Source organism: Shewanella sp. NIFS-20-20, from assembly GCF_019209865.1.
In the GTDB taxonomy this organism is placed as follows: Bacteria; Pseudomonadota; Gammaproteobacteria; order Enterobacterales; family Shewanellaceae; genus Shewanella.
In genome coordinates this window covers 1-14975 of the sequence record NZ_JAHUTT010000080.1, presented here as the reverse complement: position 1 = coordinate 14975, position 14975 = coordinate 1, and the positions used below count along the sequence as shown (strand labels likewise).

Sequence of the window (14975 nt, the reverse complement as noted above, 5' to 3'; positions counted from 1 at the left end):
AGAACGGTCAGACCACTAGATTGAAGACCTGACATAAAAAACAGCAACGCAGTATGCTTTGGGCTTTTTGAGGACAATCTAGCGCGGAACTCATCGTGGAGCGGGTGGTAGCACCTAATGAAGACTCGGAATACATTAGCGCAAACCAACCTCGTTATCGGAAATATCATTTGCAATAACGAGGCGGACCATACATTTTTATTGCTAACTGGCAGACGCATTGAGGCGCAATTATTGGCGTGTCAATTGTGTCAAAGGTTGTGGTTTTGCCAGGTAGTAGCCTTGGACTAAGTCGACGCCACAGTCCTTAACGAATTGATATTCTTGCTCAGTCTCAACCCCTTCAGCGACAATTTTGCAGTGCGCGATTTGACCTAACTGAGCGACCAATCGATAAATATCTTTGCCCTTGGGGGTGTTGGCGTCGACTAATAATGAGCGATCGATTTTGACCTTGTTAAAGGGGTATTGTAATAAATGCGGGAATGACGCATAGCCTGAGCCAAAATCGTCCATGGAAATAGTGATACCTTGGGCTTGGATCTCGGCCATCACGTGAGTCAAATAGACTTTGTCATTGAGCATGGCCTCTTCGGTGATTTCAATATCAATCCGCTGCGCTGGAATCGCGTAGTGTGCCAATCGAGCCAATAAATGCTCGACAAAATCGGCTTGCTCTACCGATGCCACCGAGATGTTAATCGATACTCTGCCACCGCTGGGGAGGTGCATGGTTTGCATATCGGCTAATACCAGTTCGATCACGAGTTTATCCAGTAGTTGCGTGGATTCGAGCAGCTGAAAATCATTGATAAAGTGCGGGGGACATAAATCGCCCTTGTCGTCAATATAGCGGATCAACGCTTCATAGTTATAGTGCTCGCCGTGCTCTACTGATTGGATCTTTTGGTAAAAGACCACCAATTTACCGCGGGTTAAAATCGTGGTGATATTTTTTTGCGCCAATGACTTTTTAATGCTGTTGGCACTCGATATCCGTACGCAGCGCAATAAGTGTTCAAACAGTGAGTTCTCGACTTCGGCATAGTTGGCCGCGGGTGTCGTTGTTGATTTTAAGTGCTTACCGGCATAAGCCAAGTAGAATGGACGATAGATAAGGACCCCAATTGCTATCACGATTAACTGCAATATCGCCCCATCAAATTGATTGCCCATGGCCAAATAGCCACTAAAAATAGGCGGCGTCATCCAGTTAACAATACTGATGATAGGCGGTACCAATCCTAGAGTGATGGCGCTATACACCACAATAAAGCTGACCAGTGGCACTAGGATAAAAGGAATGATCATGATGGGGTTAAATAAAATCGGCAGGCCAAATAGCAAGATTTCGTTGATATTAAACAACACCATTGGGATGGCGATGACGGCCAGCATTTTGTGGTTATGAATGCGGCTGAAGCACAAGACGCACAAGAGTAAGCTGATGCAGTTACCTGAGCCACCCATGGACAGAAACGCATCGTAAAACCCTTGGCTAATGGTGTTAATGCTCGCTTCACCGGCTTGCCATGCCGTAAGATTCGCGACACTTTCGGCATAGATTCGCTGCTTGATGGTAAACAGCAGATTGTGGCCATTAATCCCCACCGCGCCGAGGATGCCAAGGCCGGTTTGGTATATCAACCCCCCGGTGAAGGTGAGGGGATCTAGTCCTATGGTTGAAATCATATCTGCAACATATTGATTAATATAAATAACCAATTGCGATAGCACTAACGCCAGGATAGAAAAACAAAAAATGTGGAATATATACTTGGCCAAACGCGAGGCAAAATCAAACGAATTTGGTTCTAATAGCCTAATGGGGAAGTTGGAATAATAGATGTAAGTAAAAAACGCACTTAATAATGCCAGTAATGGATTGTTAGGTAAGGTAAAGCTAGTCGATAAATCTTGGCTGCCTATGGATAAAATATAAAAGAGAATGAGGGCATATATAATAAAGATGGCGCTAGAGGCGTTAGTTTTTTGGCATAAATAATAACTAGCGACAATACAAAATGTCGTTGGGTATAGGTTGATTAACACATCAGAGATATAAAAAAGTAAACTTGAGACTTCATGCCATGCAATGACATTAAAGCCATGCCCGAGCAACATTGCCAGCGAGTTAGCTAAGGTAATGGGCAGCAATAATAAGGCAATGGCTGCCAAATCAGACAAATACAGTTTAGAACCCTGGCTCCATAGGGATAGATAGGAAAAGGCATCTCGTAAAGTCATCAGTTACTACCAGGGAGAACACTCCAGAAAAAGGCTGCGTAAGATAGGATATTGCGCGCTATCTGTCATCCTTGTCATTGCAATTTCGTGAACTTACATTGCTTGTTAATTAGTCGCTACCAATGTTGTGTTGTTATGCTTATTTGTGATCTGTATCTCGGTAAGTGCATTGTTTAACATCGCAATTGTTAATTTTTCGCTAAATGCATAGGCGTTAAGAATGGCTGTTGGCCGAGCCTTGGTGAGCGTTTTTCATTAAAAACGCAATGAAATTCCTAATTTATAGCGCGCTTCACCTTCGGCACTAAATATTGGATAGTTACTCTTGAGTTCGGGTTTTACCTCGGCATGATTGGGCGCCACTCCGAGCTGAATACTATCTTGTTTCAATAGGTTGGCTATTTCAAACGTCAGCTGTAAATAATCCGTGACGAGATACTGAGTGCTGATATCTAAGGTTCCGTAGGCTTGATGTTCGCGATTGCCATAATAGCCGGGTAACTCGCGGATCATATATTCACTGCGCCAGTTGTAAGCCATTCTGGCGGCAAAATTATCGGCGTCATAGTAAGCGGTTAAGTTGACGGTATGTTTTGATGAATCAGAAAAGACGCCCACTTGATCTGGATAAAATTCAGCCGGGGCATGACTATCTGCCAAGGTGTAATTGACGGCGTATCCTAAGCCATTGTTAAACGCGGTTTGTAGCTGAAACTCAAGCCCTTGAATGTTACCGCCAGTGCCATTTTTCTTATGCGAAACTGTCCAATTATCCTTACCAGTATCTGGATCAATAATGCCAACGCTTTGATTAAGCAATTGCTCAGATGTAATGAAGGAACTGATATCTTTGATGAAATATCCGACCGATAGCAGACTTTCTGGGGCGAAATACCATTCTAGGCCGATATCGGCTTGAGTGGCTTTAAATGGGGCTAGCGCAATATTGCCTTGGTCTATCACTTGATTATCAGGAATGCCATCATCAAAGCCCGATAATGCTGAGGATGAAAACATGTCGTCATAATTAGGGCGCGCAATCACTTGCGCCGCCGAGGCCCGAAGCAACAGCTGCGTTGACAGCTCATAGGCGATATTCGCGCTCGGTAATACATCCCAATAGCGTGCGTGGGCCGTGCTTAAATTGTCGGCATATTGGCCATCGGGGTTAAGCGCAAAATAATCAGATGATACTTGGGTCGAGATATAACGTAAGCCGACATTGCCGCGTAGGCGATCGGTGGCGAAACTGGTCATCAAGTACAGGGCTAGGTTGGCTTCATTGATTGTGCCATAGCCAGATTTATAGACTTGCCCGTCCCTGTTGAACGCTGTGACGGCTGCTTTAGCATCGTTAAGCATGGCGTCGATGATGGGCTTGGGTAAGCTAAAACCGCCGCCAGAAGACACGGTCCCGAAGTAGTAAGTGGAAGCATCCTTGGCCAGTAAACGTCTATCGACAATGCCTTCAATTGATTCTTGCTTAACCTGATGATCGGCCCAGCGAACACCAGCCTTGATGGTATGTAACGCCCTAAATTCTATTGGGATTTCCAGATCCAATTGGCCATAGATTTCACTGTCTGAATTCGGTTGTTGACGCAAAGACCAAGTTTCAGGGGCGAGGGATGAACTAAAATCATTGGCCGTGAATGCTTTATTAACGATATCAATATTGATGACCTTACCCGTGGCATCATAGGTGCCGGTAAAATCGCTTGTTTGCCCAAGCCAGCTGCCGTAATTGGCCGTTAAACTGGTGCCTCCCGAGGCGCGGGTCGTGCCTAGGCGGCCAGTGAGTTGATAGGTATCGGTGTCATAGCTAAAGTCAGCATCGTAGCTGGTCGAATCCATGCTGGCTTCGCGCACCCAGGTTTGTCCCCAGCCTGGAAATGCGTCATCAGCATCGCGCCGATAGAATATGCAGGTCCCCGCGGCGTTCCACTGCTCACAGGCGGCCTCTTTATCATCAGGGAACATCAAAAATAGCGAGGTGTTGGCATTGTTCGCTGCCATGTCTAACTGCATGACGCTTAAACCAAACTCGAGCTCATCACGCGGTCGATACTGTACTACAGCATTGATGGCTGAACGTTGCCTATCTTGTTCAAAGGTGGTGGGGACAATCTCGCCCCAACCAATTTGTGATTCGATACTATTGCGCTGATAGCGGGTATCGCTCTGGTTAGCCGCCAGTAACACCCCGATGCTTTCATCGCTACTTTTCCAGCTGTAGAGGCCAGAAACTTCAGGATCTATGTGCTCTGACACACTGCCATATTGCTGGCTACTCGTAAAAAGTACGGTGTTGGCGTCGAGCGCTAGTGGCTTATGGGTATGAATCATGACAGTCCCGCCAACCCCGCCTTCGTTTATATCTGCCTGGGCGGATTTGTAGACGTCGATGCTGCTGATTAATTCTGGGGGAAGTAACGAATAATTAAAGCTTCTATCTGTGGTTTGTTGATCATACCAACCCGTTGATGCGACAGCATTGCCATTTAACAAGGTGTGGGTCAATTGATTGGATGCCCCACGAATCGAGACCTGTTGTCCTTGACCAAATTGGCGATTGACTGCCACCCCAGGAATACGGCCGAGGGCTTCCCCCACATCACTGTCAGGAAATTTACCGACATCTTCGGCGCTGACGCTATCGATAACGGCATCTGTGAAGCGTTTATTATTGAGTGAGGCATCCATTGAAGAGCGGATCCCGCGCACCTCAAGCACTTCAATCTCTTGGGTTGGCGTGGCGGCGACAGGCAAGGTTATTGCTACGAGCGCCCATACTAACGCTGATACAATCCCCTGGGGGGCCGCGCGCAGCTTGCCAAGTAACCTCGCTCTGGCTAGCGTGTTCAATCGGGGCAGAGGGTGACAGTCAGTCTTGGTTATTAGTCGGTATTGCATCGTTAGATCATTCTTTGGTCGGTCTAAACACCGACATTGCATCAGGCGGTGACTTGACTGGCTGCGTCTCGATGCGTTAGGTGTTAAAAGGGTTAGGCTATGGTTGGGGGCGCGAGAGTTAATCATAGTTTCAGCATGATTAGCAATATTGATGATGGTTAATGTTCACTGCTTATCAGCAATGGTGTGATCTAGGACATGGTTTGGCTTCAATGTTGCCCCTAGACGTTGTTGACCATGTATCAGGGCATCGCGTTTTGCCAGCACCTGAGTTACTGAGATTGCAGAGGGAAAAAATAACACCAAGGGTATCGTTTAGTTGATGAGTGTCTAATTTAACGATGGTAACCCCGCTGTCATAGGTTATGATCACCCTTAGAACAGTGGCTTTGCGTACTAGATTGCCCTTTGCATACGTCAAACTTCAATAGGTTCGTGCTTAACTAATTGAAATTTATAGCATTGGTATGTTGAGGCAATGATGTAGTGCTGCAGTGCTGCAGTCTAGCTATTCATAGATAGCTATCATCAAACTCTCGAATGCGCGGCAATCGTCCGAGTGTGTTCGCCCTGTTGTTTGGCCAATGAGGCGCTCTCTTTTGGCATTGTGGAGCTATTCCCGCGGCTTATTTACCCAAGCAGGACTTTGGGCCAAACTAAAGTGGTATTCATGGGGAACTGTGAGTAAACTTTCGCTCCCATAGTTAAACTGGTGCTGTCATGATCCCTCCAAGCCTTGCTTGTGACGATAACTCTTCCGCCTTTACCAAGCTTGGTGTCGAATTGGCATTAATACAGGCCTTGCCTGCCCATATGCACACGCCAACATCGGTGCAGCAATTAGCCATTCCGGTCATAATTAAGCAGCACGATGTCATCGCGTTAGCGCAAACCGGCAGTGGTAAAACCTTAGCCTTTGGCTTACCCATTTTACAGGCGGTGTATCAAGCCACTCAGCAACCTCATCGCCCAGAGATGCAAGGCGTTGCCGCGCTGATTATTGTGCCGACACGGGAGTTAGCCGCCCAAGTAACGGCAGCCTTGTTACCGATAGCGCAGGCGCTGTCTATTCGCTTACAAACGTTATGTGGCGGCGTGAGCATTGAAAGCCAGTTGGCGGATTTAACACAGCAACCTCAAGTGCTGGTGGCCACGCCCGGGCGACTTGTCGATTTGCTCCAGCAAGGGGAATTACATACGGATGGCCTGCATCTTAATGAGCTAACTCACTGGGTGTTAGATGAGGCCGACAGACTGCTAGACTTGGGCTTTTGGCCTGATGTGCAGCGTTTACTGGAATTTATTCCCCTTGAGCGCCAAACCTTATTATTTTCGGCGACCATGTCAGCATCGCTGCAGCAACAGTTATCTCAATTGGTCAATAACGATGTTCAGCACATTCGCGCGCATGAGGCTAACTCGGTGGTCGATACCATTGAGGAGCGTCTGTACTTAGTCAATAAAGGCAGTAAAGCGAAAGCGCTTCAGGCGTTATTGCTGCAACATCAATGGTCGCAAGCCTTAGTGTTTATTAGTGCTCGTGATGATGTGGATGCCTTTGCTAAAAAATTAGTCAAAGCCGGCCTGAATGCTGCGCCATTGCATGGTCAGCAAACGCAAAGCGTACGCAATCAAACCTTGGCCGATTTCAAGGCGGGCAAGTTGGCGGTGTTAGTGGCCACCGACTTGTTAGCTCGCGGTATTCATCTTGATGGCTTGCCGGTGGTATTTAATCTGGATTTACCTCAGCACGCACCCGTGTATGTGCATCGGGTGGGTCGCACGGGGCGGGCAGGGCTGACAGGGCTGGCGATTTCACTGGTGTGCCATGCCGATACCGCGGCATTAGAGGCCATAAGACGCTTAACAACGCGGGCATTACCTTTATTTTCTCTGGCGGCGTTTCCAGTCACAGATACGCCCTCTACTGGTACCAGTAAACGTGCTCCTCGTGATAAACAAGCCAATCGCCGCACTATGGCGAAAAGCGGTATGAGCCAATTTAAATCGAATAAAGGTCGAAAATGAGCCGTGATTATCCCCTAGGGTTAGGCGATCCCATGGCTCATTTAAGGGTCTACATGGAACATCGATTCAATGTCATAGGCTTAACGCAGCTCGCTGGAGTGGAGCCTTTAGTGAGCGGCGAAATTGCGGCGATTAGCGCTGAGGGGGGCAATGGCTGGCGCAAGGTGTTCAGTGTCTATGCCAAACTGGTGTTCGCTTTGGGGGCTGCAGGGGATGAGGACGGCACGCGCTATGCTCGTTGGCAACAATACCGAGATGAACGGTTATTGCAAGGTGGCAGTGGCACCGCGTTGTTATTTAGTCCGCCGATGTTTAATGACGCTGACATTGTGAATGAGACCGGCAATCAAGCGGTGCATATTATCATGGGGCGGACTTATGCCAAGCAGTTACTAGCCTCTGAACACCTGCAGTGTCAATGGCAGTGGCTCGATCATGAGTTTGCCCTCGATAAGGACTTGCGCCTAGTGGTGTGTCCGTATTTTGATTATCGCCAATTAACCAATGTGAAGTTGCAACGACTGGTGGCCATCATTGAGTCATTACGCCTGCCCACAGCTGCGCTAACCTAGGCATTATGCCGCAGCACGCGGTTGTTATTGTCATTTTCACCCCCATATTAGTACCATTGATTGGGCCTTAGGGCTCGTTATCCTTTGAGAAATCTAAATGAGTAATCTTGGTCGGGCAAACCGCCCACTGATGGTGACTTTGTTGGCCGTGTTAGCGCTTGTTGGCTGCGATACGTATAACGAGTCGCCCACTGGCCGCAAACAAATTTTATTATTTTCCGAGCAGGATATGGCGCAGCAAGGTCAATTGCGATTTGAACAAATGCGCCAAACCTTGCCGGTGAATCGCGATCCTCGCCTAGCGGCTTACATCGAGTGTATCGTCTCGCGCCTAGCGGCGGTGGCCCCGAGTGCGATTGACTGGCAAGTGCAAGTTTTTGACTCCCCCGAAGCCAACGCTTTTGCTTTGCCGGGGGGGTATATCGGTATTTACACCGGCATGCTGAAGGTGGCTAACAGCGACGATCAAATGGCGGCGGTGATAGCCCATGAAATAGCCCATGTGTTAGCTCGGCACGGGAATGAACAAGTCTCGCGCTCGGAAATGAAACATCTAGGACTCAATGTGGCCGATTTTGCATTGGACTTGGCCGAAATTGACCAGCGCGAATTCGTGATGGCGGCGCTGGATCTGGGCGCTGAAGTCGGCTTGAGCCTGCCGTTTAGTCGCGCTCAAGAAACCGAAGCCGATAGTTTAGGGATGGCCATCATGGCCCAAGCAGGCTTTAATCCCCAAGCCGCGGTGCAATTATGGCAAAAAATGGCCAGCATGGGTCCAGGCCAAGTGCTAGAACTGCTATCGACCCACCCGTCGGCTACCAGCCGTATCGAAGATTTACAAGCCGAACATCCACAATGGACAGCTGAATATCAGGCGGCAAAGCGCCGCGTAAATAACCAATGCCGATAAGCCTGAGATAATCTCATTCAGCTTTCAAGAATTCTTGTAAAGCATGTGCTATTATCGGCCAGTTTTTTAACTCACAGACAGAGAGAGTTGTTATGTCTCAACAATTTACCACTGTAGAACAGCAAGCAAGTTACGGCGTAGGTCGTCAAATGGGCGAGCAATTGGCCGCCAATCCATTCGAAGGTATCGACATCGCTGCCGTACAAGCTGGCCTAGCTGATGCATTCGAAGGTAAAGATAGCCAAGTGGCTATGGAAGATCTGCAAGTTGCCTTTACTGAAATCAGCCGCCGTTTACAGCTGGTTCAAGAGCAAGCAGCTGAAGCTGCGGCTGCTGAAGGTCAAGCATTCCTGGCTGAAAACGCTAAGCGTGACGGCGTATTCGTGACTGAATCAGGCCTGCAATACGAAATCATCACCGAAGGTACTGGTGAAAAGCCTAGCTTGGACAGCACAGTACGTACTCACTATCACGGTACATTCACCAATGGTGAAGTCTTTGATAGCTCAGTGGTTCGTGGTCAGCCCGCTGAATTCCCTGTATCAGGCGTGATCGCGGGTTGGACTGAAGCACTGCAATTAATGCCTGCGGGTTCTAAGTGGAAACTGTACGTACCACAAGATCTTGCCTACGGTGAGCGTGGTGCTGGTGCGGCTATCCCACCTTATTCTGCTTTAGTCTTTGAAGTAGAGCTGCTGGATATTCTGTAATCCATCAGTTGATGACGCCGGCTTAGCCGGCGTTTTATTAAGGAGAGATAAAATGAATCAACCTGTTAAAGTTGCCATTGTTGGTGCCGGTGGTCGCATGGGGCGCACCTTGATTGAGGCGGCGGCCAACCATTCCGATATTAGCATTGGGGCTGCGATTGAGCGTCCGCACTCGAGTTTAGTCGGTATCGATGTCGGGGAATTAGTCGGCATAGGTAAGTTAGATGTGGCGATTGCCTCCAGTCTAGATGCCGTGGTGGATAGCTTTGATGTGTTAATTGATTTTACTTCTCCTGAAGCAAGCCTGCAGCATCTCGATTGGTGCGTTAAGCATGATAAAGCCATTGTTATTGGTACTACAGGCTTTAATGGTGCGCAAAAGGAAGAAATCTCCGCTTTTGCCGATAAGATCCCAGTGGTATTGGCCCCGAATATGTCGGTCGGTGTTAACTTAATGTGGAAACTGCTTGAGTTAGCCTCCGAGGTGATGGGGGAGTATTGCGATATTGAAATCATCGAAGGTCATCACAGATTCAAGAAAGATGCCCCCAGCGGTACCGCGCTTAAAATGGGAGAGGTGATTGCCAACACCTTGGGGCGCGACCTAGAAACCTGTGCCGTTTATGGCCGTGAAGGAATCACGGGTGAGCGCTCGCCACAGACCATAGGCTTTGCCACCATACGTGCTGGCGATCTGGTGGGTGAGCACACCGCCATGTTTGCCGATATCGGTGAACGTTTAGAGATCACCCACAAAGCCTCGAGCCGAATGACATTTGCTAGCGGCGCCATGCGTGCAGCAATTTGGTTAGCTGCCCAAGGCCCAGGGGAATATGATATGCAACAAGTTTTAGGGCTTAGCCAATAGATTTTTAATAAAACCGCCGAAATGGCGGTTTTTTTATAAATAGTGCTCACCAAGCATAGACCTGGTGGGGTTATCACTATATAATCCTCGGAATTTGTCAAAATTTCGTATTTAAGCGGAAATTGGTAGATTCGAAAACATAAAACCAATAATTTCAGTGGATTTGCTCTTTCGGAGGTCGCGTTGACAAAGTCTGCCTTACTTGTACTCGAAGATGGTACCGTATTTTCTGGCATAGCCATTGGTGCGGATGGGATAGCTGTTGGTGAAGTAGTTTTTAATACTTCCATGACAGGGTATCAAGAAATTCTCACTGATCCCTCTTATTCTCGACAAATCGTTACTCTTACTTATCCCCATATCGGCAATACCGGTACCAATGATGAAGACCATGAATCAGATGCAGTTCATGCCTGTGGTCTAATCATTAGAGATCTTCCCCTCCTTGCTAGCAGCTTCCGTAATCAACAATCCTTATCTGACTATCTTAAAGCCAACAATGTGGTGGGTATTGCAGATATCGATACGCGTAAGTTGACCCGCATTCTGCGGGAAAAAGGTGCTCAGGCTGGCTGTATTTTAGTGGGCGATGGTGACGAAGCTAAAGCGCTGGCAGCGGCGAAAGCTTTCCCAGGTCTTAAAGGCTTGGATTTGGCTAAAGAAGTAACCACCAAAGATATTTACCAGTGGCGCAAGGGCAGTTGGCGCTTAGCGTCAGGCTTACCAAGTGATACGCCTCAAGCCGAGTTAAAGTATAAGGTTGTCGCCTATGATTATGGCGTTAAGCAAAATATTTTACGGATGTTGGTGGATCGCGGTTGTGATGTCACGGTCGTGCCAGCCCAAACCCCTGCCGATGTCGTCTTGGCTATGCAACCTGATGGGGTGTTTTTATCTAATGGTCCTGGCGATCCAGAACCTTGTGATTACGCAATCAGAGCCATTCAACAGGTTTTGACCACGGATATCCCAGTGTTTGGTATTTGCTTGGGGCATCAACTGTTGGCATTGGCCAGCGGCGCTAAAACCGAAAAAATGAAGTTTGGCCATCATGGTGCCAACCATCCGGTGGCTGATTTAGCCAAAGGCACTGTGATGATCACCAGTCAGAACCACGGATTTGCTGCGAATGAGGCGAGTTTGCCGGCCAATATCGAAGTAACACACAAATCACTATTTGATGGTTCACTGCAAGGTATACACCTGACGGATAAGCCTGCCTTTAGCTTCCAGGGACACCCTGAAGCGAGCCCAGGCCCCCATGATTGTGCGCCTTTGTTCGATCACTTTATCGAATTGATCGAAGCATTTCGTCACAACGCTAAGTAATTCATCCGGGAGCCGAGTTTAGTCATGCCAAAACGTACAGATTTAAAAAGTATTCTCATCTTGGGCGCCGGCCCAATCGTTATCGGTCAAGCTTGTGAGTTTGATTACTCAGGTGCTCAGGCGTGTAAGGCCCTGCGTGAAGAAGGTTACCGCGTCATTCTGGTGAACTCTAACCCAGCCACCATTATGACCGACCCTGAAATGGCCGATGCAACTTATATCGAACCTATCCATTGGGAAGTGGTGCGCAATATTATTGCTAAAGAACGTCCCGATGCTATTTTACCGACCATGGGTGGCCAAACGGCGCTGAACTGTGCCCTTGAACTTGAGCGTCAAGGCGTGTTGGCAGAGTTCAATGTTGAAATGATCGGCGCCACTGCCGATGCTATCGACAAGGCCGAAGATCGCAGTCGCTTTGATGTGGCGATGAAGTCAATTGGTCTTGAGTGTCCACGTGCTGGCATAGCGCATACAATGGACGAAGCCTACAAGGTGTTAGATCAGGTGGGTTTCCCTTGTATTATTCGTCCGTCATTCACCATGGGTGGCAGTGGCGGTGGTATCGCTTACAACAAAGAAGAATTTGAAGACATCTGTTCTCATGGGTTGGATTTATCCCCGACCAAAGAGCTGCTTATCGATGAATCTTTGATTGGTTGGAAAGAATACGAGATGGAAGTGGTGCGGGATCGTAATGATAACTGCATCATCGTTTGTGCCATTGAAAACTTCGACCCCATGGGCGTTCATACCGGTGACTCTATCACAGTGGCTCCGGCGCAAACCCTGACCGATAAAGAATATCAATTGATGCGTAATGCCTCGATGGCGGTGCTGCGCGAAATCGGCGTAGAAACCGGTGGCTCTAACGTTCAGTTTGGGATTAACCCTAAAGATGGTCGCATGGTGATCATCGAGATGAACCCGCGAGTATCACGCTCATCGGCGCTAGCCTCTAAAGCCACAGGTTTCCCTATTGCCAAAATTGCAGCCAAGCTTGCGATTGGTTTCACCTTGGATGAGCTTAGCAACGATATTACTGGCGGCTTAACTCCTGCATCGTTTGAGCCGGCGATTGACTACGTGGTGACTAAGGTTCCGCGCTTTAACTTTGAAAAATTTGCCGGTGCCAACGATCGTCTCACCACTCAGATGAAATCTGTCGGTGAAGTCATGGCCATTGGCCGTACTTTCCAAGAATCATTGCAAAAAGCCTTACGTGGCTTAGAAGTTGGCCGCAATGGTCTCGACCCTATCATTGATTTAAACGATGCTGATGCACTGAGCCGTTTACGTCATGAACTCAAAGAGCCTGGCTGTGACCGCATTTGGTACATTGGGGATGCCTTCCGTGCTGGCATGAGCATGCAAGATATCTTTACCCAGACCAATATTGACCCTTGGTTCTTGGCACAGTTAGAGCAAATTATTCAATTAGAGAATGACGTTAAACAACAAGGCATGGCCAATCTTAATGCCGCGATGTTGCGTCAACTTAAGCGTAAAGGTTTCTCTGATGCGCGCTTGGCTGAATTGCTGGGCATTAGCGAAGGTGAAATGCGCAAGACCCGTCACCGTTTTGAAATCTTCCCTGTTTATAAACGGGTAGATACTTGCGCTGCCGAGTTCTCAACGGATACAGCGTATATGTACTCTACCTATGAGGAAGAGTGCGAGGCTAACCCATCAAACCGTGACAAAATCATGGTATTAGGTGGTGGTCCCAACCGTATCGGTCAAGGTATCGAGTTCGATTACTGTTGTGTTCATGCGGCATTAGCGCTGCGTGAAGACGGTTATGAAACCATTATGGTTAACTGTAACCCAGAAACCGTATCGACCGATTATGACACTTCAGATCGTCTCTACTTTGAACCAGTGACCCTCGAAGACGTGTTAGAAATCGTGCGAGTCGAGCAGCCGAAAGGAGTGATTGTCCAATACGGTGGTCAAACGCCATTGAAATTGGCTCGCGCTCTTGAAGCCGCCGGTGTCCCTGTGATTGGTACCAGTCCCGATGCTATCGACCGAGCTGAAGATCGTGAGCGTTTCCAGCAAGCTATCCAACGCTTGGGCATGAAACAGCCGGAAAATGATACGGTGACCACGGTTGAAGGTGCGGTGATCAGTGCCGAGCGTATTGGTTATCCACTGGTGGTACGTCCATCCTATGTGCTGGGTGGTCGTGCGATGGAAATCGTCTATGACGAGCAAGACTTACGTCGTTACTTTAATGAAGCGGTCAAAGTATCTAACGCCTCGCCGGTATTGTTGGACCGCTTCTTAGACGATGCGACCGAAGTGGATATCGATGCGGTCTGTGATGGCACCGATGTGGTTGTGGGCGCTATCATGGAGCACATTGAGCAAGCCGGTGTTCACTCTGGTGACTCTGGTTGTTCTTTGCCGCCTTATACTCTCAGCCAAGATGTTCAAGACCGCATGCGTGCTCAAGTACGTAGCTTGGCGTTCGAATTGGGGGTGGTTGGCTTAATGAACGTGCAGTTTGCGGTGAAAAATAACGAAATCTACATGATTGAAGTTAACCCGCGCGCAGCACGTACCGTGCCATTCGTATCAAAAGCGACTGGTGTGCCTTTGGCTAAGATTGCCGCGCGTGTGATGGCTGGTAAGTCGTTACAAGAGCAGAACTTCACCAAAGAAGTGATCCCTCCGTATTTCTCGGTCAAAGAAGTGGTACTGCCATTTAACAAGTTCCCCGGTGTGGATCCTTTGCTTGGCCCAGAAATGCGCTCAACCGGCGAAGTCATGGGGGTTGGTGATACCTTTGCTGAGGCTTATGCTAAAGCGCAGTTAGGGTCGGTTAAAGACATTCCGAAAACCGGTCGAGCGTTATTGTCGGTGCGTAATAGCGATAAAAAACGTGTTGCTGATTTAGCGGCTAAGTTAATTGAGCTGGGCTATCAAATCGACGCCACCCACGGTACGGCGGTCGTATTAGGTGAGGCGGGGATTAACCCACGCTTGGTCAACAAGGTGCATGAAGGTCGTCCCCATATTCTTGACCGTATTAAGAATGGTGAATACACCTACATAGTCAACACCACTGAAGGTCGCCAAGCCATTGCTGATTCTCGTCAGTTACGTGGTGGTGCCCTGCGTTATAAGGTGCAATACACCACGACAATGAACGCAGCGTTTGCCACGTGTATGGCTTATGCGGCAGATGATCGCAGTAAAGTTAATTCGGTCCAAGAACTACATCAACGGATTAAGTAATTCAGTTTGCTGATAAAAAGGTCGCCTAGGCGTAATGCCGATCAGTTAAGACAGATCGCTTGACGATCTCACTGAAAGGATCAAAATCCGATGACCCCTTGTCATCGGATTTTTTTATGCAACTTTCAGAAGCTTTGGCGCGTACTCATATCAAT

The 14975-nt window shown here is 48.2% G+C and carries 9 protein-coding genes and 1 riboswitch; of the genes, 7 read left to right on the top strand and 2 right to left on the bottom strand.

Annotated features, from left to right (window positions below):
- Positions 1–231: 231 nt before the first annotated feature.
- The gene (locus tag KU855_RS17490; RefSeq protein ID WP_218532208.1) at positions 232–2247 is read right to left on the bottom strand and encodes an EAL domain-containing protein; all 2016 of its coding nucleotides are present in this window, start codon (positions 2245–2247) and stop codon (positions 232–234) included.
- Between the two features lie 255 nt (positions 2248–2502).
- A complete protein-coding gene (locus KU855_RS17485) occupies positions 2503–5160 on the bottom strand; it encodes a TonB-dependent receptor (RefSeq protein ID WP_218532207.1) in 2658 nt (885 codons plus the stop codon).
- 340 nt (positions 5161–5500) lie between these two features.
- Positions 5501–5576: riboswitch (cyclic di-GMP riboswitch) on the bottom strand.
- A 304-nt stretch (positions 5577–5880) separates the two neighbouring features.
- Here KU855_RS17485 and KU855_RS17480 point away from each other — a divergent pair.
- The 7 genes from KU855_RS17480 to carB all read left to right on the top strand — a co-directional run bounded on the left by KU855_RS17480 (position 5881) and on the right by carB (position 14820).
- Positions 5881–7188 (top strand): DEAD/DEAH box helicase, encoded by a 1308-nt coding sequence (locus KU855_RS17480; protein WP_218532205.1) that lies wholly within the window; start codon positions 5881–5883, stop codon positions 7186–7188.
- A complete protein-coding gene (locus tag KU855_RS17475; protein ID WP_218532203.1) occupies positions 7185–7760 on the top strand; it encodes a hypothetical protein in 576 nt (191 codons plus the stop codon). The genes KU855_RS17480 and KU855_RS17475 overlap by 4 nt, the downstream gene beginning before the upstream one ends.
- Before the next feature lie 97 nt (positions 7761–7857).
- The gene (locus tag KU855_RS17470) at positions 7858–8670 is read left to right on the top strand and encodes a M48 family metallopeptidase (RefSeq protein WP_256261107.1); all 813 of its coding nucleotides are present in this window, start codon (positions 7858–7860) and stop codon (positions 8668–8670) included.
- 92 nt (positions 8671–8762) lie between these two features.
- On the top strand, positions 8763–9380 hold the full coding sequence (locus KU855_RS17465; RefSeq protein ID WP_218532201.1) for an FKBP-type peptidyl-prolyl cis-trans isomerase: 618 nt from the start codon (positions 8763–8765) through the stop codon (positions 9378–9380).
- A gap of 52 nt (positions 9381–9432) precedes the next feature.
- A complete protein-coding gene (gene dapB, locus KU855_RS17460; protein ID WP_218532188.1) occupies positions 9433–10248 on the top strand; it encodes a 4-hydroxy-tetrahydrodipicolinate reductase in 816 nt (271 codons plus the stop codon).
- Between the two features lie 183 nt (positions 10249–10431).
- Positions 10432–11577, top strand: a complete 1146-nt coding sequence (carA, locus tag KU855_RS17455; RefSeq protein WP_218532186.1) for a glutamine-hydrolyzing carbamoyl-phosphate synthase small subunit — start codon at positions 10432–10434, stop codon at positions 11575–11577.
- A gap of 24 nt (positions 11578–11601) precedes the next feature.
- Positions 11602–14820, top strand: coding sequence for a carbamoyl-phosphate synthase large subunit (gene carB, locus KU855_RS17450; RefSeq protein WP_218532179.1), 3219 nt, complete (start codon positions 11602–11604; stop codon positions 14818–14820).
- Positions 14821–14975 lie beyond the last annotated feature (155 nt).